This window comes from Bacillus sp. 5B6, assembly GCF_000259405.1.
GTDB lineage: Bacteria > Bacillota > Bacilli > Bacillales > Bacillaceae > Bacillus > Bacillus velezensis.
Map to the genome: position 1 here is coordinate 1,814,932 of NZ_AJST01000001.1, position 23,892 is coordinate 1,838,823.

General features: G+C 46.4%; 18 protein-coding genes, 1 pseudogene and 1 riboswitch. Of the genes and pseudogenes, 6 read left to right on the top strand and 13 right to left on the bottom strand.

Going from position 1 to position 23,892, the window contains the following annotated elements; all coding sequences use genetic code 11:
* Window positions 1-71 precede the first annotated feature (71 nt).
* The 3 genes from MY7_RS08285 to MY7_RS08295 all read right to left on the bottom strand — a co-directional run bounded on the left by MY7_RS08285 (window position 72) and on the right by MY7_RS08295 (window position 3,591).
* Window positions 72-374 (bottom strand): ArsR/SmtB family transcription factor, encoded by a 303-nt coding sequence (locus MY7_RS08285; protein WP_007611880.1) that lies wholly within the window; start codon window positions 372-374, stop codon window positions 72-74.
* Window positions 375-420: 46 nt separating this feature from the next.
* Window positions 421-2,340 carry a threonine--tRNA ligase gene (gene thrS / locus MY7_RS08290; RefSeq protein WP_007611881.1) on the bottom strand — a complete coding sequence of 640 codons (1,920 nt, stop codon included), beginning with the start codon at window positions 2,338-2,340 and terminating at the stop codon, window positions 421-423.
* 384 nt (window positions 2,341-2,724) lie between these two features.
* Window positions 2,725-3,591: a LysR family transcriptional regulator gene (locus MY7_RS08295; RefSeq protein WP_007611884.1), complete on the bottom strand. Its 867-nt coding sequence runs from the start codon at window positions 3,589-3,591 to the stop codon at window positions 2,725-2,727.
* A gap of 118 nt (window positions 3,592-3,709) precedes the next feature.
* On the opposite strand from MY7_RS08295, the pseudogene MY7_RS08300 reads away from it, so the two are divergent.
* Window positions 3,710-4,690, top strand: a pseudogene (locus tag MY7_RS08300) (zinc-binding dehydrogenase).
* Window positions 4,691-5,022: 332 nt separating this feature from the next.
* On the opposite strand, the gene gltD reads toward MY7_RS08300, so the two are convergent.
* Both gltD and gltB read right to left on the bottom strand, forming a co-directional pair.
* Window positions 5,023-6,504 carry a glutamate synthase small subunit gene (gltD, locus tag MY7_RS08305; protein ID WP_007611890.1) on the bottom strand — a complete coding sequence of 494 codons (1,482 nt, stop codon included), beginning with the start codon at window positions 6,502-6,504 and terminating at the stop codon, window positions 5,023-5,025.
* Between the two features lie 16 nt (window positions 6,505-6,520).
* A complete protein-coding gene (gltB, locus tag MY7_RS08310) occupies window positions 6,521-11,080 on the bottom strand; it encodes a glutamate synthase large subunit (RefSeq protein ID WP_007611896.1) in 4,560 nt (1,519 codons plus the stop codon).
* A gap of 145 nt (window positions 11,081-11,225) precedes the next feature.
* Here gltB and MY7_RS08315 point away from each other — a divergent pair, with 145 nt between their 5' ends.
* Window positions 11,226-12,128 carry a LysR family transcriptional regulator gene (locus MY7_RS08315; protein WP_007611897.1) on the top strand — a complete coding sequence of 301 codons (903 nt, stop codon included), beginning with the start codon at window positions 11,226-11,228 and terminating at the stop codon, window positions 12,126-12,128.
* Window positions 12,129-12,188: 60 nt separating this feature from the next.
* Here the strand turns inward: MY7_RS08315 and proB are convergent, their stop codons facing one another.
* The 4 genes from proB to MY7_RS08335 form a co-directional block, all read right to left on the bottom strand.
* Window positions 12,189-13,307, bottom strand: a complete 1,119-nt coding sequence (gene proB, locus MY7_RS08320) for a glutamate 5-kinase (RefSeq protein ID WP_007611899.1) — start codon at window positions 13,305-13,307, stop codon at window positions 12,189-12,191.
* Window positions 13,308-13,331: 24 nt separating this feature from the next.
* On the bottom strand, window positions 13,332-14,180 hold the full coding sequence (proC, locus tag MY7_RS08325) for a pyrroline-5-carboxylate reductase (RefSeq protein ID WP_069007403.1): 849 nt from the start codon (window positions 14,178-14,180) through the stop codon (window positions 13,332-13,334).
* A gap of 185 nt (window positions 14,181-14,365) precedes the next feature.
* Complete coding sequence (gene rtp / locus MY7_RS08330) at window positions 14,366-14,734, bottom strand: replication termination protein (protein ID WP_003153833.1); 369 nt, start codon at window positions 14,732-14,734, stop codon at window positions 14,366-14,368.
* 285 nt (window positions 14,735-15,019) lie between these two features.
* A complete protein-coding gene (locus MY7_RS08335) occupies window positions 15,020-15,736 on the bottom strand; it encodes a 3-ketoacyl-ACP reductase (RefSeq protein WP_029326154.1) in 717 nt (238 codons plus the stop codon).
* 129 nt (window positions 15,737-15,865) lie between these two features.
* Here MY7_RS08335 and MY7_RS08340 point away from each other — a divergent pair, with 129 nt between their 5' ends.
* Together MY7_RS08340 and MY7_RS08345 are read left to right on the top strand one after the other, a co-directional pair.
* The gene (locus MY7_RS08340) at window positions 15,866-16,171 is read left to right on the top strand and encodes a hypothetical protein (protein WP_007611907.1); all 306 of its coding nucleotides are present in this window, start codon (window positions 15,866-15,868) and stop codon (window positions 16,169-16,171) included.
* Window positions 16,172-16,236: 65 nt separating this feature from the next.
* Window positions 16,237-16,998: a hypothetical protein gene (locus tag MY7_RS08345; protein ID WP_007611912.1), complete on the top strand. Its 762-nt coding sequence runs from the start codon at window positions 16,237-16,239 to the stop codon at window positions 16,996-16,998.
* 31 nt (window positions 16,999-17,029) lie between these two features.
* Here MY7_RS08345 and MY7_RS08350 read toward each other — a convergent pair whose 3' ends face one another.
* The 3 genes from MY7_RS08350 to MY7_RS08360 are packed head-to-tail and all read right to left on the bottom strand — an operon-like array spanning window position 17,030 to window position 20,800.
* Window positions 17,030-18,277: an RbtT/DalT/CsbX family MFS transporter gene (locus MY7_RS08350; RefSeq protein ID WP_007611921.1), complete on the bottom strand. Its 1,248-nt coding sequence runs from the start codon at window positions 18,275-18,277 to the stop codon at window positions 17,030-17,032.
* Between the two features lie 47 nt (window positions 18,278-18,324).
* A complete protein-coding gene (locus MY7_RS08355; protein ID WP_007611922.1) occupies window positions 18,325-19,791 on the bottom strand; it encodes an FGGY-family carbohydrate kinase in 1,467 nt (488 codons plus the stop codon).
* Window positions 19,784-20,800: a 2-hydroxyacid dehydrogenase gene (locus tag MY7_RS08360; protein ID WP_007611923.1), complete on the bottom strand. Its 1,017-nt coding sequence runs from the start codon at window positions 20,798-20,800 to the stop codon at window positions 19,784-19,786. The genes MY7_RS08355 and MY7_RS08360 overlap by 8 nt, the downstream gene beginning before the upstream one ends.
* A 121-nt stretch (window positions 20,801-20,921) precedes the next feature.
* A riboswitch (SAM riboswitch) is annotated at window positions 20,922-21,014 on the bottom strand.
* Between the two features lie 147 nt (window positions 21,015-21,161).
* On the opposite strand from MY7_RS08360, the gene MY7_RS08365 reads away from it, so the two are divergent.
* Together MY7_RS08365 and MY7_RS08370 are read left to right on the top strand one after the other, a co-directional pair.
* A complete protein-coding gene (locus MY7_RS08365; protein ID WP_029326153.1) occupies window positions 21,162-23,225 on the top strand; it encodes a molybdopterin oxidoreductase family protein in 2,064 nt (687 codons plus the stop codon).
* A gap of 133 nt (window positions 23,226-23,358) precedes the next feature.
* On the top strand, window positions 23,359-23,586 hold the full coding sequence (locus MY7_RS08370; RefSeq protein WP_007611925.1) for a hypothetical protein: 228 nt from the start codon (window positions 23,359-23,361) through the stop codon (window positions 23,584-23,586).
* Window positions 23,587-23,629: 43 nt separating this feature from the next.
* On the opposite strand, the gene MY7_RS08375 is transcribed toward MY7_RS08370, so the two are convergent.
* Window positions 23,630-23,854 carry a hypothetical protein gene (locus MY7_RS08375; RefSeq protein ID WP_007611927.1) on the bottom strand — a complete coding sequence of 75 codons (225 nt, stop codon included), beginning with the start codon at window positions 23,852-23,854 and terminating at the stop codon, window positions 23,630-23,632.
* Between the last annotated feature and the right edge of the window lie 38 nt (window positions 23,855-23,892).

The window sequence follows — 23,892 nt, forward strand, 5'->3', positions numbered from 1 at the left end:
AGAAACAAATCGCAATATGTCGATGTGTAGTCGGAAAAAGAAACTGAATCCCTCTTCTAAAGGATTCAGCCCTACATTTCGCGCTGAAAATAATCGGCCATCGCCTTTATCGCGTCTTCATCTCTTTTATAATAGGTGTATTTGCCAATCCGTTTTGTTTGGATAAGGCCCGCCCGCTGAAGGATGGAAAGATATTGAGAAGCCGTTGACTGTGTCATCTGAAGCTTATCGGTGATCTGGCTGACACACACTCCGATCTCATTCATATCAATGCCATCATGCGGTGCGAAGTGACGGTCCGGCTCTTTCAGCCATTGTAAAATCTCAAGCCGTGACCCATTAGACAACGCTTTAAAAACATCAATAGGTTTCATACGCTTTATTATATCGTGATTTTACGATATGTCAATGTTGTTTTTATTAAATCTCTATTTTTTGTTTTGCCTCTCTTATGATCCGGGAAATAAAATCACTCACATTCTCTTCAAATGTGTCTTCCCGCCCGTATTGCCGTACATGTACAGATTGATGGCGGCACTCTTGATCCCCCACAACCGCAATATACGGTATTTTTTTCATTTGTGCTTCTCTGATTTTATAGCCGAGTTTTTCATCGCGCTGATCGAGCTCAGCCCGGATACCCGCTTTCTTCATTTGCAGGTGCACCTGTTCTGCGCAGTCCCGGTGTGCGGTGTTTGATACTGGGATGATTTTTGCCTGTACCGGTGCAAGCCATAAAGGGAACGCTCCCCCGAAATGTTCTGTAATGATTCCGAGAAATCTGTCGAGAGATCCGAATACCGCCCGGTGAATGACAACAGGACGGACTTTTTGGTTTTTTTCATCAATATATGTTAAATCAAATTTTTCCGGCATTTGAAAATCCAGTTGGACAGTGGCGCATTGATGGCTCCGGTTCAGCGCATCTTTTATATGAATATCAATTTTCGGTCCATAAAATGCACCATCTCCCCGATTAAACCGAAAACGATATCCCTGTTCTTTTAATACTTTTTCTAATGCGCTCTCAGCCCTGTCCCACAAGTGTTCGCTTCCCATGTAATCTTCCGGTCTTGTTGACAGCTCAATATCATAGGAAAAACCAAATGCGGTGTACACCTCGTGAATCAGCTGCAGCGCCGAAGCGATCTCACTCTCGATCTGATCCTGCGTTACAAAAATGTGTGCGTCATCCTGGCAAAAAGATCTGACGCGGAGCAGGCCATTAAGCCCCCCGCTGAATTCGTGACGGTGCACCTGACCGAACTCAGCCATCCGAATCGGAAGATCACGATAAGAACGAAGCTTTTCTTTAAATATGAGCATGTGACCGGGGCAGTTCATCGGCTTTAACGCGAAGCGCTGATGATCAGCTTCTGAGAAATACATATTCTCTTTATAATGATCCCAGTGGCCGGATTGCTCCCAAAGACGCTGGTTCATCATCATAGGGGTGCGCACTTCCTGATAATGATAGTCATCCTGCTTTGAACGCAGAAATGATTCAAGCGTGTTTCGGATAAACTGACCGTTCGGCAGATAAAAAGGCATACCCGGCGCTTCTTCCGAAAACATAAAAAGTTGTAACTCCGCTCCCAATTTCCGATGATTTCTCATCTCCGCCTCTTTCAACACCTGAAAATGTCTGTTCAGCTCCTTTTCTGAGGAAAATGCTTTTCCATAGATGCGCTGGAGCATTTTTTGGTTGCTGTCGCCGCGCCAATAAGCCCCTGATACATGAGTGAGCGAAAAAGCTTTTATCTGTCCGGCAGACGCCAAGTGCGGACCCCGGCATAAATCAATTAATTCGCTCTGGCGGTATATACTGATTGTATCAGTCTGCGAAATACCCGCTAAGAGCTCAAGCTTCAGCGGTTCATGAGCAAACAGCTGCTCTGCCTCTTCTCTGGAGATTTCTTCTCTGATAATTTCCGGATTTTCCGAAATGATTCGGTTCATCTCTTTTTCAATGACGGCCAGGTCTTTTTCAGTAAATGTTTCATCCATATCAAAATCATAATAAAAGCCATTGTCAATAACGGGTCCGATCCCTAAACAAACCTTCGGATACAGACGTTTTACCGCTTGCGCCAATACGTGTGCTGCTGTGTGTCTCATCACTTCCAGTCCCGCTTCAGACTGAAAACTGCACAGTTCAATCGCCGCATCCTTATGAATGCTTCTTCTAAGGTCATATAACGATCCGTTTACCTTTCCGGCGGCAGACGTCTTTTTCAGACTCGGACTGATTGATTGAGCGATCTCTTCTAACGTAACGCCTTTCCGGTATTTTTTTTGTTTTCCATCAGGAAAAGTAATCACAATGTGTGGCTTCTTCACGGTCTGATCTCTCCTTTATTTTTAATAAAATAAAAAACACACTCATCCCAAAAGAAGGGACGAGTGTGTGTCAGACCCGCGGTTCCACCCAAATTCCCGCCACTTCAAGTGACGGCTCATTTTTGCCGTAACGCGGCTATACGGTATCGGCTGCTTTCGTTCACCGATACAGCTCAAAAGGCGGTAAGCTCATTCTTCGTGCCGGGAAGGTCTCAGCCGCGCCCTCCCTCTCTGTATGGCCGGTTAAAATGTCTCATGTCCTTATCATTGCAGATACTTTATCCGAAAAACTTTCTTTTATTATACATAAATTTTCCGAAAAAGAAAGTTTTTTTAAGAAAAACCAGAACGAAAAAAATTGGCGTACACAGCTGTCCTGTTTTCTCATCTTCCGTTCGGTAATGCTTTTAATCCATTTAGCAGTTCTTCAAACGCCGATGTCAAAAATAAATCACTCCGGTAGATGAATGATATATTCATATCCCGAAACTGTTCAGGAAGCTCATGAAGAAAAAGATTTTTCCTGTTTTGAAAATAACGGACGGCTGATGCAGGCAGAAAGGAACCCCCCATCCCCGCCTGCACCGCCCCAATAATGGCTTCCAACGTACCGAATTCAATGATTTTATGTGCGGGCACTGCCTCTTCTTTCAGTATGTTTTTTATTTTACGGCGGTGCGAACAGCCCGCGGCAAAATACAGAATCGGATCTCGCAACAAGTCTTGCAAACTGCCTTCCCGCTTATTTGAAACCAAGACCAATTCTTCTTGAAATACAGCGACTTGCTCAAGATCTTCGTATTCGACCGGACCATAAACAAAAGCGCCGTCCAGCTCATAGTGTAAGACGCGCTGCACTAAGGTATGTGTATCACCCGTTGACAGAGACAGCTGTACTTTCGGGTAGCGGCTGCAATACTCCGTGAAAAATTGAGGGAGATGGACGGCTGCCGCCGTTTCAAGAGAACCGATTCGAAGCGGGCCGTTCAGATCGCCTGCCTCTTGCGCCGTTTTTTGCGCCTCATGCAGCAATTGAAGGATTCTGTCTGCGTCTTTCAATAAGTTTTCACCTGCGGGCGTCAGCGTCATCCCCCGATTTGTGCGGTAAAAAAGCTGTGTTTGCAATTGCCGTTCCAGCTGCTGAATCCGGTTTGTCACATTTGATTGAACATAATGCAGGCTTTCTGCCGCCTTTGAAATACTTCCTTTGCGGGCGACAGCCTGAAAAATCTTTAAGTCTCCGCTTTCCATGTAAGGGCACCTTCTTGCTATGATTTTTATTGATAGCCGGCTATCAATTTTCATTTATTTACTGCAGCTGATACAGCCTGTAAAATCTTTCTCATCAATCATAAAGGAGAGAAGAATGATGAATGCCCTTATCATACACGAAAATGGCTTTGATTTCAGGCAGGCACCTGACAAAAGGCCGGGAAACGGCGAAGTAAAAATAAAGCTGAAAACAGCCGGATTAAACCATCGTGATTTGTTTTTAATGAAAAAACACGAAACCGGAAACCATGAATTCACTCTCGGTTCAGACGGCGCGGGGATCGTAACCGAAATAGGACACGGCGTCCGGTCTCATTTACTGCATGCAGAAGTCATCATCAACCCGGTGCTGAATTAGAAGACTGTTGAGGACGTACCAGCCGTCCCTGATATTTTAGGCGGTCCGAGCGACGGAACATTTTCACCTTATATCATTGTTCCTGCGGAAAACGCCGTTTTAAAACCCGAACACCTGACTTGGGAGGAAGCGGGCGTGCTGCCGTTATCAGCATTAACCGCTTATCGCGCCTTATTTACAAAAGGACAATTAAAAAAAGGCGAACGCCTTATCCTTCCGGGCATCGGAAGCGGCGTGGCAACTTACGCCTTATTAATGGCAAAAGCTATCGGAGCGACAGTCAGCGTCACCTCCCGCAGTGAAAACAAAAAACAAACCGCACTGTCATTCGGTGCAGACCGGGCGATTGACAGCTACGGTGACTGGAATGAGGCGCTGAATGGCGAAAAAGCAGATATCATACTTGACGGTATAGGCCCCGCCTTGTTTCAACACTATCTTGACATTATTAAACCGAATGGCCGGATCGTAACATTTGGCGCCAGTTCAGGCGATCAGCTCGGATTTCCTATTCGCTCGCTATTTTTTCCGCAGATTCATATACTCGGTACATCAATGGGAAGCAATGAGGAATTCGCGGATATGCTGGAATTGGTAAACCGCTGCGGCATCCGTCCCATTATCGACCGCATGTACCCTCTCAGTGAAGCAGCTGCCGCTTTTAACAGAATGCGGGAAGGACGGCAGTTCGGCAATATCGGCTTTCGTATAGATGTTTAAAAAAGGAGGAGCGGACCCCTCCGTTCCCTTATTTGTTTATTAGCGCTTCCGCTTGAAATTCAATATGTTTTTCTTCATCAATTAAAATCTGCCCGCAAATCGACTGAAGACACACAGAGCCCGTCACGTTTTTGAAGGCGTCATAATAAACGGCTCAAGGCTTGCAAATCGTCTCAGTCTGCGGAAGAAAACAATCTCTCCACTCTGTAAAACAAAAATCCATATGTTATCTTCCACGTTACCCTTATATGACCAATAAAAGAAGAAGGAGGTTTCATTTCAATACGAAAAACCGGCTGATCCCAGCCGGTTTTATAAATAAACCCCTTTATTTACGGTAAAACAGTGCTCCCCATTAAATAACTGTCGACTTCGCGCGCTGCTTCCCGGCCTTCATTAATCGCCCATACAATCAGGCTTTGGCCCCTTCTCGCATCCCCTGCGGCGAAAACACCGTCAACATTCGTTTTATAATCCCCATATGCCGCCTGAATTTTATGATTTGCCGAATCGACACCGAACTGTTTCAATAATGGCTGTTCTGTCCCTTCAAAACCGATGGCGATGAACACCAGCTGAGCAGGCCATACTTTTTCTGTCCCGGGCAGTTCATGAAATTCATACTTTCCGAATTCGTTTCTGACTTTTTCCATTTGAATGGTGTGAATCTCTTGTAAGCGGCCCTGCTTATCGGCCACCATTTTTGTCGTCTGAATTGAATATTCTCTCGGGTCTTTGCCGAACTTTGCCTGCGCTTCTTCATAGGCATATTCAAGGGTAAAGACGTGCGGCTGTTCAGGCCACATATTGTCGTTCGTGCGCGTTTGCGGAAGTTTAGGATGTTTCCCAAACTGGTGCACGCTGCGTGCTTTTTGGCGCAGCGCGGTTGCCACGCAGTCAGCCCCTGTGTCTCCTCCGCCGATTACGATGACGTCTTTCCCTTTAGCGTCTATATATTGTTTGTCTTTGAAGTTGGAATCTAAATAGCTTTTCGTCGCCAGTGTTAAATAGTCCATCGCATAATGGACGCCTTTTGCTTCCCGGCCTTCAATCAGCAGATTGCGCTGCTTTTGGGCGCCTGTGCACAAAATGACGGCATCAAATTGTTCTTTCAGCTCATCTGCCGTTATGTCAACGCCGATTTCGGTATTTGTTACAAAATCTATACCTTCCTGCGTCAAAAGCTTAATACGGCGTTCGACGACATTTTTCTCAAGCTTCATGCTCGGAATGCCGTACATCAGCAGGCCGCCGGCTCTGTCGGCACGCTCATAGACTGTTACGGAATGACCGGCTTGATTCAGCTGATCAGCGCTTGCCAGACCTGCCGGGCCTGAACCGACGACAGCGACTTTTTTACCTGTGCGTTTCGCGGGAATTCTCGGCTGAATCCATCCGTTCTCAAAACCTTTGTCAATGATCGTCCGCTCGATGTTTTTAATTGAAACAGCCGGATCTGAAATAGCCAGCGTACAAGATCCTTCACAAGGAGCGGGACAGACCCGCCCTGTGAATTCAGGAAAGTTATTCGTTTTCAGAAGGCGCTCCAAGGCTTCTTTCCAGCGCCCCCGATAGACGAGGTCATTCCACTCCGGTATCAGATTATAAATCGGGCAGCCGGACGTAAAACCGTTGATATCAGCGCCGATTTGGCAAAACGGTGTGCCGCAATCCATACACCGCGCCCCCTGCCGTTTTGACGCTTCATCTGAAAATGGAGCCGAATACTCTTTCCAATCCTTTAAGCGAGTGAGAGGGTCCCGCTCAGCCGGTTTTTCTCGTTTTTCTTCCATGAATCCAGTTGGTTTCCCCATGTTCCTCTCCCCTTTCTTACTGTACTACCGCTTGTTTTTGATCTTTGGCAGGCGTTTGGAGGACCTTTGTATTGGCTTCAAAAGCATACATAATTGCGTCTTCTTCTGATAAACCCGCCGCTTTTTGTTCTTCGATGCTGAGGAGCATTTGTTTATAGTTTTTCGGAATGACTTTGATAAAGGTTTCTGCGGCTTTTTCCCAATTGTCCAGGAGATCTGCGGCTTTTTTGCTGTTTGTCAGCGCTGCATGCCGTTTGACCATTTCTTGCACTTCTTTGATCTCCGCCTCATTCGTCAGCTTTTCAAATGAAATCATTTCCATGTTGCATTTGCGTTTAAATGCTTTGGCATCATCACTCAGGACGTATGCGATACCGCCTGACATTCCCGCCCCGAAGTTTTTGCCGACTTCGCCGAGGACGACAACCCGGCCGCCTGTCATGTATTCACAGCCGTGGTCTCCGATACCTTCTACAACGACATTGACTCCGCTGTTACGGACTGCAAAACGTTCACCGGCGCGCCCGTTAATGTACGCTTCCCCGCTTGTTGCTCCGTAAAATGCGACGTTCCCGATAATAACGTTATCGTGTGTTTCACAATTGAAGGCATCAGGCGCCTTCACGATGATTTTTCCGCCTGAAAGCCCTTTGCCTACGTAGTCATTTGAATCCCCGTTCAAATGAAGCGTCATCCCTTTAGGGACGAATGCTCCGAAACTCTGTCCGGCTGATCCGGTAAAATGAAGTCTGATCGTATCATCCGGCAGGCCTTCCGCTCCGTAGCGTTTGGAAATTTCACTTCCCGTCACGGTTCCGGCTACGCGATTTGTATTATTAATCTTGATTTCAGCTTCCGCTTCCTGACCGGCTTCAATTGCAGCCTGCACCGCCGGAAGAATAACCGTCATATCAAGCGACTCGTCGATTTTATGGTTTTGCGCCGTACGGAAAGTGCGTACGCCTTCAGGCTGGTACAGCAGTGTGGATAAATCAAGCTGGCCCGCTTTCCAATGCGCTTTCGCACGTTCACTGACATGAAGAACGTCTGTCCGTCCGATCATTTCATCAAGCGTCTTAAAGCCTAACTCTGCCATATATTCACGCACTTCTTCTGCGACAAACAGCATGTAATTTACGATATGGTCAGGGTCGCCCATGAATTTTTTGCGGAGCTCCGGGTTTTGCGTCGCGACACCTACAGGACATGTATCTAAGTGGCAGGCGCGCATCATAACGCAGCCGAGAACGACAAGCGGCGCTGTAGCAAAGCCGAATTCCTCCGCACCGAGCAAGGCGGCCATTACGACATCTCGGCCTGTCATCAGCTTACCGTCCGTTTCCAATACCACGCGATCCCGTAAACCGTTCAGCATCAGCGTTTGGTGAGCTTCTGCAAGACCAAGCTCCCACGGAAGACCCGTATGTTTAATACTTGTTTTCGGCGACGCGCCCGTTCCGCCATCGTAGCCGCTGATGACGATGACATCCGCAGTGCCTTTTGCCACACCGGCCGCAATCGTGCCGACACCGGCTTTTGACACGAGCTTGACGCTGATTCGCGCGCTTCGATTTGCATTTTTCAAATCATGAATCAGCTGCGCCAAGTCTTCAATGGAATAAATATCATGGTGAGGAGGCGGTGAGATCAGCCCTACACCTGGTGTAGAACCACGGACATCCGCGACCCAAGGATATACTTTGTTGCCCGGAAGCTGACCGCCTTCTCCCGGCTTCGCCCCTTGCGCCATTTTGATCTGCAATTCATCCGCATTGACGAGATAATGGCTCTTTACGCCGAAACGGCCGGAAGCGATCTGTTTAATCGCACTTCTTCTGTCGTCGCCATTTTCATCCGGAACAAAACGTTTCGGGTCCTCGCCGCCTTCTCCGCTGTTGCTTTTTCCGCCAAGCCTGTTCATCGCTATCGCTAAAGCCTCATGGGCTTCCTTGCTTAATGAACCGAATGACATCGCTCCTGTTTTAAAACGTTTCACGATGGACGCAGCTGATTCAACTTCCTCTAATTTTAAAGGCTTGCGGTCTTCTTTGAAGGCGAACAGATTGCGTAAAAATCCGATTCGTTCTTCATCCGCTGCATGAGAATACTGCTTAAACAAGCTGTAATCATTCTTGCGGCACGCCCATTGCAGGGTATGGATGGTTTTCGGATTGAAAGCGTGGTGCTCTCCCCCGTTTCGCCATTGGAATTCACTACCCGGCTCAAGAGTTTGGCTGTAATCATCCTTGTACGCCGCTTGATGGCGCTGTTTCGCTTCTTGCGCAATCGTTTCGATATCGATTCCGCCAAGCTGAGATGCAGTACCGGTAAAGTATTTGGCGATAACGTCTTCACCGATGCCGACCGCTTCAAAAATTTGGGCGCCCCTGTAACTTTGCACAGTTGAAATCCCCATTTTTGACATCACTTTCACGACGCCTTCTGTTACGCTCTTTCCGTATTTGCTGACAGCTTCTTCATATGGAATATCAAGCCGTCCTTCATCGATTTCCTGCTTATACGTAGCGTAAGTCAAATACGGATTGACAGCATCGGCACCATACCCGATGAGAGCCGCAAAGTGATGAACTTCACGCGCTTCCCCGGATTCAACGATAATGCTTGCTTTTGTTCGCAGACCTTGGCGGATCAAATGCTGATGCAGCGCACTGACGGCCAAGAGCGGCGGAATCGGCGTCAATTCCTTACTCATTGCCCTGTCAGATAAAATTAACAGAGATACGCCTTCCTTGATCGCTTTTTCCGCCTGCTGAAACAAATCCTTCAGGCCTTTTTCTAGGTCATCGGAAAACAGCGCGCGGATGTTCTGGCTCTTAATGTCAGGGTGCACAAGTGTTTTTAGCGCATAAAACTGTTCGTTTGATAATACAGGAGTATACAGTTTAATGCGGCGGGCATTTCTTTCACTCGGATGCAGCAGATCGCCTTCGGCTCCGAGCCATGTCACCGTGGAGGTCACAAGCTGCTCGCGGATCGCGTCAATCGGCGGGTTTGTGACTTGCGCAAACAGCTGTTTAAAGTAATGAAACAGTGATTGGGCGCGATCGGATAAAACGGCGAGCGGCGAATCATTTCCCATAGAGCCGAGCGGGTCCTTGCCTTCTTTAATAACAGGAATTAAATACTTCTGGATATCTTCATACGTATAGCCAAACGCTTTTTGACGGACGAGAAGATCATCGAATTGTTCCTCTTCCCGGATTTCCGGGTCAGGATTCACTTGAACCAATTCTTCTTCAAGCCATTTTTGATAAGGGAATTCATTGGCGATTTCTGTTTTTACTTCTTCATCTGAAATAATCCGGCCTTCCTCTAAGTCAATGAGCAGCATTTTTCCGGGCTCCAGACGTTTTTTATGAAGAATGTTCTCCTGCTCAACTTCAATAACGCCGACCTCAGATGAGAAAATAATATGGTCATCTTTTGTCACATAGTAACGTGCCGGACGCAGGCCGTTACGGTCAAGGATGGCGCCGATTTGTTTTCCGTCCGTAAACGAAATGGCTGTCGGCCCGTCCCACGGCTCCATTAAAGAGCTGTGATATTCATAAAAAGCCCGTTTCGCTTTAGACATGTGAGTGTTTTCCGTCCATGGTTCCGGAATCAGCATCATTGCCGTATGTGCCGGTTTCCGCCCCGCCATCACGAAAAATTCAAACGCATTATCAAGAATGGATGAGTCACTGCCCTCAGCATTTAAAATCGGCAGCACTTTGTGAAGATCGTCTCCGAAGCTTTCTGAAACGAACTGCTGCTCCCTCGCTCTCATCCAATTGATGTTGCCCCGGAGCGTATTGATTTCTCCGTTATGAATCAGATAGCGGTTCGGATGGGCACGTTCCCAAGTAGGAAAGGTATTTGTGCTGAATCTTGAATGAACGAGTGAAAATGCAGATACGAAGGTTTCATCCTGCAAATCCAAATAAAAATCGTCAACCTGCTCAGGCGTTAACAACCCTTTATAAACAATAGTCTGACTTGACAAGCTTGCGAAGTAAAAATCAAGCTGTTCTTGAACGCCCCAATTTTCCGCCTGCTTCCGGATGACATACAGTTTGCGTTCAAAAGCAAGGCTGTCTTTCAAATCGTTTGCGGCTCCGATAAATACTTGACGCACATATGGGCAAGTACTTTGTGCCACTGTTCCGATTTTTCCGACATTTACAGGGACGGTTCTCCAGCCGAGAACGATCTGTCCTTCCTGCTCAATGAATGCATTCACCTGTTTTTCGATCTTTTTTCTTTCCGCTTCATTTTGCGAGAAAAAGACCATTCCTACCCCGTAACGGCCTTTTTCCGGCAGTCTCATTTCTCCGCACTCTTTCTTAAAAAAAGCATCAGGGATCTGAACCATCAGGCCGGCGCCGTCACCCGTATTCGGATCACTGCCCTGTCCTCCTCTGTGATCCAGCTGGCAAAGCATCTTCAGTCCTTTTTTGACAATGTCATGTGAAGGTTTCCCTTTTAAATGGGCATACAAGCCGATTCCGCATGCATCGTGCTCAAATTCCGGACGGTAGAGACCTTGTGCTTTCGGCATTTGATTGTAAGTCATAATTCCTCTCCCCCGATCAGTTTCCGTTAATTATCGGTCATAAAATCTGACAACTTTAAATTAATTGTAAGTTTTCAAAACAATATAAACAATATATAATTTAGATCAAATACATCTCAAAATGAGATAGATAGGTGTGAACGCAATGGAATTACGCCAGCTTCGGTATTTTATGGAGGTAGCAGAACGGGAACATGTGTCAGAAGCGGCTGATCATCTGCATGTCGCACAATCCGCCATCAGCAGGCAGATTGCAAATCTTGAAGAAGAGCTGCAAGTCACTTTATTTGAACGGGAAGGCAGAAATATTAAATTAACGCCGATCGGCAAACAATTTTTAGAACATGTTAAAACAGCGATGAAAGCAATTGATTACGCGAAGGAACAAATTGATGAATATCTTGATCCGAATCGCGGAACCGTCAAAATAGGATTTCCGACGAGCCTTGCAAGCCAGCTTTTGCCGACGGTGATTTCGGCATTTAAAGAGGAATACCCGAACGTTGAGTTTTTGCTCCGCCAGGGGTCTTATAAGTTTTTAATTGAAGCCGTAAGAAACAGGGATATAGATGCGGCGCTGCTCGGCCCCGTTCCGACGGAATTCCCCGACATAACAGGCAATATCTTATTCACGGAAAAGATTTACGCGCTTGTTCCGCTGCACCACCCGCTTGCCAAACAGAAAAATATTCATTTAATTGATCTGCGCGGCGACCAATTTGTTTTATTTCCTGAAGGGTTTATTCTCCGTAACATGGCGATTGACGCTTGCAGACAGGCCGGCTTTGCGCCGCTTGTATCGACGGAAGGCGAGGATTTAGATGCCATTAAAGGATTAGTCTCCGCGGGGATGGGCGTTACTTTATTACCTGAAAGCACCTTTGCAGAAACCACACCCCGGTTCACGGTCAAAATTCCGATTGAATTTCCTCAAGTGAAGCGTACCGTAGGCATTATTAAACCAAAAGGAAGGGAACTGGCTCCGTCTGCAAATGATTTCTATCATTTTGTCATTCAATTTTTCTCCAAACTTGAACAATATCAATAAAAAACAAACCCGAGCTTCAAAACGAAGCCTCGGGCTTTTTCATATTTTTATAAATCTTTCTCAGCCGATCGGAATGGATAGTTCAACGTGGCAGACAAACGCTTCCGGATCAATGACTGATTGATCGGTCTGTTTGGGCGGCGTTTCTTTAAAAGTCTTCAGCTGGGCTGAGGAATAGTTGACGATGCCGAGTCCGAGCTCTTCTCCCTGCTGATCAAGCAGCCTGACAACCGCTCCGCTGCTGAATCTGCCCTTAATCTGCTCGATGTCCTGCGGTGACAGCTCCATATTTCCGTTCGCGACATCGCGGCTGCTTTCTTTTTCCATCACAATTTCGCCTTCGGGGCCGGAATTAAATGCAAGCCATTGTTCTTTGTGGTTTAACGGCAGGGTTCCTTCCGCTTCAAAATAAGTTCCTTCAGCCGCCTCATCTACCGCTTGAAGCAGAATGTCCGGAATGTTAGCCTGCCCGAGAAAGCCTTTAATACCGGAGGCCATCACAATTTTAAAAGCATCCAGTTTCGAACGCATTCCGCCGGTTCCCATTTCACTCCCGGCATCTCCCGCGCTTGCTTCTATTTCCGGAGTGATGTCACTTACATGTCTGATTCTTTTCGCTTTCGGGTTGCTGCGCGGATTATCATCATATAAACCGTCAATGTCTGATAAAATCACAAGCATGTCGGCATCAATTAAACCTGCCACCTTCGCTGCGAGTGTATCGTTATCTCCGAATTTCAGCCGGTTGACTGTGACCGTGTCATTTTCATTAATAATCGGAATAATGCCCCGTTCCAAAAGGACGTTCATCGTATTGCGCACATTATGGTAGCGGTATTCATCGGAAAAGTCGCTTCTTGTAATTAAAATTTGTGATGCGACATAACCGTGCGCTAAAAACAGCTTTGAATAAGCCTCCATTAATAATCCCTGCCCGATGGAAGCGGAAGCCTGTTTTTCAGGGAGGCTTTCCGGTTTCTGAATAAATCCGAGCTTCCGATAACCTGCCGCCACTGCGCCGGAAGATACTAAAATCACTTCATAGCCGCTGTCTTTCAGCTGTGCGATTTGATCCACCAATGCTTCCAGCTTTCTTCTGCTGATTTCCCCATGCAGGCTCGTCAGTGAGCTGCTGCCGATTTTCACCGCGACTCTTTTGATCTTCGTCCGAGACGTCACTGTATCACTCCTGTTTTTTAACGATTATAGTGCAGCCGTTTTTTCAATTGTTTTGCTGATCTCAATAGAACGTTCGGTCGCGTGTTTAATGGCTTTGGCAATGGCTTCTCCGCCGCCTTCTGACCTGAGCGCATCGAGGCCGGCTTCCGTCGTGCCGTTTGGAGAGGTGATGTTTTCCCGAAGCACATCCGGTTTTTCACCCGTTTCCATCAGCATTTTAGCGGCGCCCAATAACGTTTGCGCGCCGATTTTGCGGGACAGCCGTTTGTCTAAGCCGGCTTCTTCACCTGCTTTTTCAATAAACTCCATTAAATAATAAAAGTACGCCGGTCCGCTGCCTGCGATGCCGGTGAAAATGTCCATCTGATCTTCTTTGATCACGTACACTTCCCCGAGGCATTCCAAAAGGGATACCGCGGTTTTTGCTGAACCGTAAGAGACATGGTCTCCGAAAGCCGCAGCTGTTGCCGATTCGCCGATCATGCTGGATGTGTTCGGCATCACTCTTACAACAGGCTGACGATCATGTAATGATTGTTGTATAAATGAGGTTGTTATGCCTGCCAGAACAGACAGGATGATTTGATGAGGTTGAATACGCCGTTTCAGCGCAGCCAGAGCGATTTCGGCATCCTTCGGCTTCATGGCTAAAATAAAGACATCAATATCTTCGGTTTTCATGCTGTCAAAAGCAATGCCCTGAATTCCGTATTGATGTTCCAATTCAGCAAGTCGCTCTGTATTGCGGCGGTTTGTCACGCAGATGTTTTGGTTGGGAATTTTTTTTGCGCGGACCATGCCTGATATCATTCCTTCAGCCATTGATCCTGCTCCGATAAAAGCAACTTTCTTTTGATCTAAGATCGGTAACATCTCCCTTGTTCGTATTTTGTTCGTATTTTTCACACGTTTTTTATGTTACCACTTCAAGAGTCGATGTCAAGTTTGAAGGTTCTATTGATATGTATTGTTCCGAGCCTGCTATTATGTATAATGAATCACAGAACATACCTTACAAACCTTTTGAGCCCGGGAGGCCGGGTGCGTTCCGGCCGGATTTAAAAATTATCTGAAATGGCTTTTTCAATCAGCTTTTTGCAGCGGTCAAGCTCTGTCTTCAGCTGTTTTTTGTAAAGCTTCGCAGCTTCATAGTCTTTAAATTGATAGAGAACGACTTCCTGGAGTTTGGCTCCCTCTTTTTTCACTTTTACTTGCTTTAAAATCCCGTCATCCAAAAGTTCGTGAAGTGAACGGTACACCTCAGTATGGTTCGGCTTAAAACCGATGGGTTTAAATTCCGAACGCAGCACCTCGAGAAGCTTCAGTCCGTAAAGCCGTTCCTGCTCTGTCATTGTAATCATGTAAAGCTTTAAAAAAGCTCTTTGTTTCACTAAAAAACCGGTTGAACTTCTTTTTTCTTCTTTCAATATGTGCACATCCTTCCTTCTAACAAATTATTCCATGTACTAAATATTCTCTTTATATCCCGTTTTCCCTTTTATCGTTCGGACAGTTTGGTTTGTATAGATTTGTTTTTTGGAGGCGGGGAAAAGTAATCTCAATGAACATTTGGTACATAGTTTATTTAGTTTAATTATAGCTGATATCGGTTTCTTTTTCACTCTTTTTTCTGTAAAAACGGATTTTTATGCCTATTTATTCGGATTTGCGGAAACAAAAAAGACCCGTCGTGAAGACAGGTCCCCTTTTGTTTAAGGATTAGTTGACCACAAACCGGCAGTTTTGATGAAAATGCGCGGATGTAATCTCAATTGAGCAACCATATATTCTGCAAGATCCTCAGGCTGCATGACTTTTTCCGGATTGCCGTCTGTCAGATTTAATTCAATAGACATGTCGCTGGCAACCGTGCTCGGAGTCATTGCGCTGACACGGATATTGTGTTTTCTGACTTCCTGCATGAGAGATTCAGTCAGACCGAGAACGGCAAATTTAGAAGCGCTGTACGCACTTGTCGCCGCGGCGCCTCTTTGGCCCGCCGTAGAAGAAATATTAATGATATCTCCTGATTTTCTCTCAATCATTTCAGGAAGAACGGCGCGTGTCACGTGGTATACACCCATTACATTAACTTGTATGATGTCTTCCCACTCTTCAGGCGTAAGATCCAAAAATCCGCCGAATTTGCTGATTCCGGCATTGTTAATCAAGATGTCAATCTCACCGAGTTCTTCTTTAATAGAGGAGACGGCTTGTTCAACCTCTTTTTGGTTTTTTACATCGGCAGCAGCGAATGATGCCTTTACACCAAGGGCTTTCACTTCTTCCGCAACCTTTTCGACATTTGCTTCTGTGCGGCCGATTAAACCGATATTGACTCCTTCTTTGGCTAAAGCGATAGCGGCGGCGCGGCCGATTCCTCTGCCCGCACCCGTGATAAGAGCCGTTTTGTTTTGTAAGCTTTCCACGTCTTTCACCCTTTCTGAATGTCCTTATGTACGATTTCACATTATAAGCAGAAAAAAAACAATTAGCAAATAAAATGATTCAACACGATCCGTAAAGGGTATCAACTGAAAAAAAGGAGTGAAAAGCAGATGATCATCATTTTGTATATCAGTGCTGCCGTTGCGGCTGCCGCATTCATTTATGCAGCCGTATCCGCCGTGCATTTTAAAAGAAACACAGCGCCTGATATAAAGAAGATTAACGCCGCGACAGCGTCCATGCAGACGGCCGTTGTTGCAATCAAAACAGAAACCGTTCTGTTATCGCAAAAGCAGAAAGAACTGCAGGAAGATTTTCTCACTAAAAAAACAGCCGTGCAAACGACTGCGGCTGAAGTTAAAGGAACGCCTTACGTCCTGAAGATGCTCTGGAACGCCGGTAAAAGTGATGTATAAGCCTGCATGTCATCTGACGTTTTTGATGACACTAAGAGAAACTGGCGGATTCAAGGAGGCATAACATGATTTGCGATCGTGAGCGGCTTGCGCATTTTTTGCAGCAGCTTAAAGCACTATCATATTCGGGAGGGTTTACAAAATCGGATTTGCTGACTCCGGCTTTCCATTTAGCCAAGGACGGAGATCTGGATTTGTATTATTCGCCTCATAATGAATATATTAACCCTCATGCAGTCGTTGCCATTTCCGGAATCACACCCGGTTTTTTTCAAATGCAGCTGGCTTACAAAAAAGCGGCACAGCTTTTAAAAGATGGCGAAACGCTTGAAACGATAGCGTATGAAACAAAAAAAGCGGCCGGACTTTCCGGTTCAATGAGACAGAACATCATCGAAATGCTTAATGAATGCGGTCTGCCGGCCGCGCTTCACGTTGAGGATTCATCCCGGTTATTTGATTCAAAACGGGAGCTTCTTCATACAACGTCCGTTATCAAACACCCTGTTTTTTATAAACAGAAAAACTATACGGGACATCGGCCGGCAATCAGCAGATCAGCTCTTCTCAGCCGTTACGCGCTGAAATGTTTTCCGGATGAAATAGAAATGATGGAAATGGACATTCTGCTTATCCCTCTCGGCAAAGCAGCAGAATCAGCCTGCCGCATGCTGAAGAAGAACGGCAGAATGGGTCAGGCGTTCATTCTGGAAGGCTTCCCGCATCCGTCCGGAGCAAACGGACATCGTTTCAAACAATTTCACGAAAACAAACAATCGTTACGTGAACAAATTCAGCGCTTTGCCGGGGTTCTTCAGCAGCTGTAAAAAAACGCCCCGAATTTTCGGGGCGCTGCTGTTAAGAAGCGTATTCAGGCAATGCTTTATTGTGTTTTGCCATTTTCTCTTCAGGTATTTTGATTTGATTTGTCAAGATTGCACTTAAGAAATAGAGCGCTGCGAAAATCCATACAACGCCTTGTGCGCCGACAAGCCCGATGAACGCCCAGGCAAGCGCGGGGCCGACAAATGCCGACAGGCCCGCAGCTAGATTTAACACAGACATGGCAGCACCTTTATCGCTGCCGGCCGCCGTCGGCACGATAGCCCCGATCGGAACGAACCCGGCGAGGAGCCCTCCCCATATAAAACCGACAATGCTGACGAAAAGCAAGTTCCCATGTGATACAACAGGAGCATAATATAATAAAAGAGTAAAAATGCCGCAGCCTACTCCTCCGAACCACATGACAGTCTTTTTCCAGCCGAAGGCATCACCGACTGCGCCGAAGATTAAGTTAAAAACGATATTTCCGAGAAAGATCGTTCCCCAAATTTGAAGCCATACATTTGTAGAAATGCCGTGTTGCGCCATATGCATCGGAAGAAATACCGGAAATCCGTATGTACCAATGCTGTTAATGATCCGAATGATCCCCCCAGAGAGCACGCGCGGATTTTCAGCAAGGATGGTGATTCCCTTCATTAATTCCTGCGCCTTTTCCCGCTTATCTGCCTTTTTCTTTTCAAAGCGGTCCCTATTTAAAATCAAAGCAAAAAACGCGCCGAGGCAGACCCAGAAAATTGAACTCCACAGTGTATTCAAATAGCCGAAGGATTTGATGGCCCAGCTTGAATACCAAGCACCGAATACAAACATCCCGCAGCAATATGCAATCCAGAACCAGCCGACCGCCGTACTGAGCCTGTTTTTCGGCGACCGGTAAATCACCCATGTCAAAAATGAATAGGCAAACAGCGGATAACCCAGCCCTTTAATAAAATACGTGACATACATCACCGGCAAATTAAGATTTTCAAATCCGTATGCGATAAACGCGGCTGTTCCGATAACGTAAAACAACAGCCCCATAAACATCGTCCGCTTTGCGCCGAAGGCTTCGAGGCAGACCCCTGAAAACCAAGACGCCACAGCGAGAGAAATACCGTAAACCGTAAACAGGGATGCTGATTGCTGTACCGTCAAGCCGTTTTCAACTAAAAACGGGCTGAGCCAGCCTTGTTCAAGGCCGTCCCCCATCATAAACAGCACAACTCCCAAAAATCCCCAGGCGAGCTGTTTCGGAATTCCTATCTTATTAAGCATTTTTGTTCCTCCTCAGCAATCTTTCATGTTGTCATCCCATCCCCAAGTCAGGCTTTCACCGCCGGCTGAAAATGAGTAAATAATTTTTGCGTATATTTCCATTCTTCATATAGGAAGAGATCCGTCTGATCCGCTTCCGGCTCAATTACCTTTGTGCGGCTCGAAAGCTCTGCTTTCACACCGAGAGCTTCGTTGCAAATCATCGCCGCTCCCATTGCGGATGCCTGGCTGAACCCCTCTCTCTTATAGATTTTCTTTTGGAGAAGGTTAGCAAGAAACTGCGTCAAAGCATCACTTTGGAAACCGCCGCCGCACACCTTCACATAATCTTGTGAAAAGGAAGCCACCTCTGTTAACGCCTCATAGTTCCATTTGATTGAAAAAGCGATTTCCAGCAGTGCGGCTTTGACAAAATGGGCTCTGCTTAAGTTTTGGGACAGCGGAGCGTCAAAAATAAATCCGCCTTTTGCCAGTGCGTTTTTCTCAGGTGATAAATAGGAGCCTAACGCAGAAATACAAGCATGATCATGTTTCGGCAGACTTGCGATTTCCCGTTCCATGACGCCGTAGGATTCATTCGGATAAAAAATGGATTTTAATTTTTGATAATTGAGTCCTGTTACACCCGGATTCGTTTCAAGGAGCCATTGACCTTCTTCTGTATGGCAATTCAGCCATGCATTCTTTAAGCTTTCGGTTCCGGTCTCAGCTGTTATCTTTATAATCGGCGTCGTCGTGCCGGATACGATGACGATATCTCCCGGCTTTGCATCTGCACTTTTGATGGCAAGCTGTGTGTCTCCCCCGCCTGCAATCACAGGCACTCTTTCAGAAAGACCGAGAACCGCCGTTTTCTTAAACGTTAACATTCCGACAACCGTCCCAGATCGGACGAGTGAAGGAAGAATGGCAGAAGGCACACCGAAGATGTTGCATAATTTCTCTGACCACGCCTTTTTCCTTACGTCAAACAGCAGTGTTTCAGCAGCCTGTGACGGTTCATAGCTTAAAATACCGCTCAGCTCAAATGTCACCCAGTCACTGATGCTTGTGATGTACTTCACTTCTTTCCATAAAGACGGCTGTCTAGCTTTTAATCCGACAAGTTTCATGGCGGAAAATAAAGCGCTCGGAAGACGTCCGGTTTGCTGATGCACTTCTTCTTTTGCCTCAATCCCGTCTTCCCATTCACGCCCTCTGTTATCAATGTTGGGCAGACCGATAAATGCCTTTTTATCTTTATTGATCAGAACAATTCCCTGCCTCTGGCTTGTTGAGGTGATTCCGATTAATGTAATATGAGGGCTTTTGCCAATAACCTTCCTTGCCATAGCGCTGATTTGCTTCCATAACCCTTCCGGTGAGAAATATCGTCCGTCCGGATAAAGCGGATCCGTCACATATTCAATGTCTTCCCTTTCAAGCGCGGTCACTTCGCCGCCGGCAGTCACAACCGCGACTCGCGCATTCCCCGTCCCGATGTCAAATACAAGGTAGCCTTTTTGTTCAGCCATTACAGCCTCCTCCTTCCGTTTCAAGTTCTCTTTTGTTATAAAGTTCACGTATTGAGCAGGTTTGATCTTGTTTCCATTTGAAAAGCGCTTCATTTAAAATCTTCACATGATGATCTTCCACTTCAAATGTTGCGCCCGCTAAATGGGGAGTCGCTAACACATTCGGCAAAGAGATCAATTCATAATCAGAAGATTCAGGCGGTTCGTGATAAAACACGTCAAGGATCGCTCCCTTAATCCGCCGTTCTTTCAGCACCCGCAGCAGCTCTTCCCTGTCTGTAACCGCCGCTCTTGACGTATTGACAAAAACAGCTTCCTGTTTCATCAATTGAAAGTGCCGGGCGCCGATAAGGCCGATGGTTTCTTCTGTGCGCGGCAAGTGAACGGAAACAATATCACTTTCAGAAAATACCCGTTCAATCGTCGTTTTTTCATACTCCCGGTTTTCATGACGGGCAAATGGGTCATAGTAAAGCACCTTGCAGTCAAAAGCGGCCAATAGCCGGGCGATTCTCTGTCCGACAGCTCCGAAACCGATAAGGCCGACTGTTTTCCCCGTCAGCTCATTTCCTCTGAATTTGACGTAAGCCTGCAAATAATCACCATTCCACTTCCCGTCCTTCAGCCACTGATGGGAAGAATACGTATGACGCAAGAATGAAATCACATTTCCGATAAACATTTCAGCAACAGCCTGGGCATTGCGGGCCGGTGTAAAGAAAACGGGGATTTTTCTTTTAGTCGCCGCCGCAATATTCACATTAGACGGCGTTCCTCTGCAGACACCGATAAAAGCGGAATCGGGCAATATGTCAATAACACGCTCAGACACCTCATCAAGTTCAGTAATAAGCCCCGACGCGTTTGTCTCTTGAATCATTCGGATTAATTCATCTTCCCGATAGGCCCGGCCGTGCTTCTTCCACGGCCGGTGCACAGTCCGGCCGAACAGCTCAGTCAGCTCCTTCAGCCCCTCGTCGTGATATGGCGCGGTAATTAAAACCGTCATGGTGCAAAACATCCTTTTCACATAAATTTTTTCATAAAAAAATCTCTTTCCCCAAAGAAGGAAAGAGATTCATATACCGTCTTTATGCGCTTGAAGCGCACAAATATGTATAGATCATTCTTTCCTATCTTTCAAGCATACGCTTGCTGGAATTGGCACAATAAATGTTGCCGAGGTTTCGTAGGGCCAGTCCCTCCACCTCTCTGGATAGAAAATAAAATGATGAAATTGTCAGGCTGTTTAAAAGAATAAACTCATCATAGAAAAGTCTTTCCGTGATGTCAACACTTTTTTTCTGAATTGACGTTCGATTTTGAAATGTTATAATGCTTACAATATAAACAAAGAGGAGAAATGGGCTATGAATTCTGCTGCAACACAGCCGAACGGGGTCTTTAAGTCGGTATGCTCACTAGACTGTCCTGACCAATGCGGCTTGCTTGTGACAAAAAAAGACGGAAAAATCGTTAACATTCAGGGAGACCCCGATCACCCGGTCACATCAGGGAATATTTGCAACAAAGTCAGACACATGGCTGAGCGTATTTATGATGAGAAGCGCGTAACCGTTCCGTTAAAACGGATCGGTAAAAAAGGTGAAGCCGCGTTTGCGCCTATTTCCTGGGAGGAAGCGATCAATACGATCAGTGCGCGCTGGAAAGAGCTTATTGCCGAAGAAGGAGCGGAAAGCATTCTTCCGTACAGCTTTTACGGCAACATGGGAAAACTGGCGGCAGAGGGAATGGACCGCCGTTTTTTCCATCGTCTCGGAGCGAGTCATCTCGAACGGACGATTTGCAGCAAAGCCGGATCTGAAGGCTATAACTATACAATGGGTGAAGGAGCGGGTACTGATCCGGAGGAGACCATACATGCGAAGCTCTTTATTTTTTGGGGGATCAATGCCGTCAGCACGAATATGCACCAAGTCATGATTGCCCAAAAAGCCCGGAAAAAAGGGGCTAAAATTGTCGTTATCGATGTACATAAGAACCAAACCGGCCGGCTTGCCGATTGGTTTATTCCCATTCGGCCCGGCACAGATGCCGCACTCGCCCTCGGTATCATGCATGTCTTATTCGACGGAAACCTTCACGATGAAGCATTTCTCACAGAATACACCGAAGGCAGTGACGAATTAAAAGCGCATGTTCAACACTATGATCCGGAAACAGTTTCTGCTATTACAGGCGTTAAAGCCGACGATATCAGACGCCTTGCGAGAATGTACGGAGAAACCTCCCCTTCCCTTATCAGGATCGGAAACGGCATTCAGCACCATGACAATGGCGGAATGATCGTCCGCACAGTTGCCTGTCTACCGGCTGTTACAGGACAGTGGCTCAACACCGGAGGAGGCGCAATCAAGCACAACAGCGCGGTATTAAACTATAACAGACAAGCGCTTCAGCGGCCTGATCTGCTTTACGGCAGGAAGCCACGATCATTTAATATGAACAGGCTAGGAAGCGTTCTTTTAGAAACAAAACCGCCCGTGCGCTCCCTGTTTATTTACGGTACGAATCCCGCAGTGGTTGCGCCGGAAGCGAATAAAGTCAGAAAAGGCCTGCTGCGTGAGGATTTATTTACAGTCGTTCACGATCTGTTTTTAACGGAAACCGCCAAATATGCGGATATCGTGCTCCCTGCTGCATCCGCTTTTGAAAACACGGATTTTTACACGTCTTACTGGCATCATTTTATTCAGCTGCAAAAACCGGTGATCGAGCCCTACGGGGACAGCAAATCGAATACGGAAGTGTTCCGTTTGCTTGCCGGAGCAATGGGATTTACCGAGCAGGAGCTTCAGGATTCCGATGAAGAATTGATCAGACAGGCGCTGGACTTTCCCGACAATCCGTATATCGAGGATATTGATTACGAAGCGCTCTCACGCCATTCCTTCATGAAAGCCAAACGGAAAAAACCGCTTTTTCCGGGAAAGCTCAAGACACCGAGCGGAAGAATTGAATTATATTCGGAAAAGATGAAACAGGACGGTTATCCGGCGCTGCCGACACATATCCCTCTTGAAAGCGATGACGATTTTCCGCTTTTATTTGTCCCGGGACCGAATCATAATTTTTTAAACTCGACATTTTCGAATAACGAAAAACACGTAAAACTGGAAAAAGCGCCAAAGCTTTTTATTCATACAGAGGATGCTGTACGCCGGAACATAGAAGACGGGGAAACCGTTAGAGTTTGGAATCACCGCGGCGAGTGTGAATTAACAGCTTCGGTCGGCGAACAGGTGCTTCCCGGCGTTGCAGTCAGCCAAGGTCTTTGGGCCGATATGGATGATAAAAAACAGCTCGTCAATTCGCTCACGCCCGATCGGCTGGCGGATATGGGCGGAGGCGCTGTTTTCTTCTCCGGAAAGGTGCAGGTGGAAAAGCTCAGCAATCAAAACCGTCCGCAATAAACGCCCGGCGGTTTTGCTGAAGGCTGAATCCTTCGGCCGGCTTCACCATATAAAAAATGATAACGTTTATTAGAGGTTTGGATATATTACCGGCATTGGAATCGCTTTAGCCGGATATTTCATCGGAGACGGATTGAAAAACTTTAAATCACCTGATCCTCATGAACACACTGACCACATTCTCATTAAAGAAAAAGATCTGCACTTCTATATTGGTTATCATTTAGGAGTTACGAAGGAAGAAGCAAAACAAATCGTGCCCGACACCTCTGACATTCCGCATATCACGAGAAACGGAAAGCGGTATGTGCAGAAGAATACATTAAGAGAATGGCTGACTTCCATGCTGGAAAAAGAATAACAGCTGCCATGAAAAGCGGGAAGAGTTTTTCTCTTCCCGTTCATTAAGATTTGCCGCCCTGCCTCTCTTCACCCCTAAACATACGAAGGATATCGTTCTTACTTAACGAAACATCCCCTTCTTTTGATTTCAAATAAAACCCTTTCATATATAACCGTATGACTTCCTCATATGTAAGCTCATGACGAAGGAGCGCCATTAAACGCCCGTCTTTTTCATCTTGTTTATTGAACCATTCATACTGTTCTGACCAGTTCACTTTCTGCATGTCAAACACCTTCCCACTTTAGATTAATGCCCTTTTCG

Excerpts from the sequence above, each read along its gene's own strand:
- MY7_RS08285 (WP_007611880.1), bottom strand. The coding sequence starts at position 374 with ATGAAACCTATTGATGTTTTTAAAGCGTTGTCTAATGGGTCACGGCTT.
- MY7_RS08295 (WP_007611884.1), bottom strand. The coding sequence starts at position 3,591 with ATGGAAAGCGGAGACTTAAAGATTTTTCAGGCTGTCGCCCGCAAAGGA.
- gltD (WP_007611890.1), bottom strand. The coding sequence starts at position 6,504 with ATGGGGAAACCAACTGGATTCATGGAAGAAAAACGAGAAAAACCGGCT.
- gltB (WP_007611896.1), bottom strand. The coding sequence starts at position 11,080 with ATGACTTACAATCAAATGCCGAAAGCACAAGGTCTCTACCGTCCGGAA.
- MY7_RS08315 (WP_007611897.1), top strand. The coding sequence starts at position 11,226 with ATGGAATTACGCCAGCTTCGGTATTTTATGGAGGTAGCAGAACGGGAA.
- proC (WP_069007403.1), bottom strand. The coding sequence starts at position 14,180 with ATGTTACCGATCTTAGATCAAAAGAAAGTTGCTTTTATCGGAGCAGGA.
- MY7_RS08340 (WP_007611907.1), top strand. The coding sequence starts at position 15,866 with ATGATCATCATTTTGTATATCAGTGCTGCCGTTGCGGCTGCCGCATTC.
- MY7_RS08345 (WP_007611912.1), top strand. The coding sequence starts at position 16,237 with ATGATTTGCGATCGTGAGCGGCTTGCGCATTTTTTGCAGCAGCTTAAA.
- MY7_RS08350 (WP_007611921.1), bottom strand. The coding sequence starts at position 18,277 with ATGCTTAATAAGATAGGAATTCCGAAACAGCTCGCCTGGGGATTTTTG.
- MY7_RS08355 (WP_007611922.1), bottom strand. The coding sequence starts at position 19,791 with ATGGCTGAACAAAAAGGCTACCTTGTATTTGACATCGGGACGGGGAAT.
- MY7_RS08360 (WP_007611923.1), bottom strand. The coding sequence starts at position 20,800 with ATGACGGTTTTAATTACCGCGCCATATCACGACGAGGGGCTGAAGGAG.
- MY7_RS08365 (WP_029326153.1), top strand. The coding sequence starts at position 21,162 with ATGAATTCTGCTGCAACACAGCCGAACGGGGTCTTTAAGTCGGTATGC.
- MY7_RS08375 (WP_007611927.1), bottom strand. The coding sequence starts at position 23,854 with ATGCAGAAAGTGAACTGGTCAGAACAGTATGAATGGTTCAATAAACAA.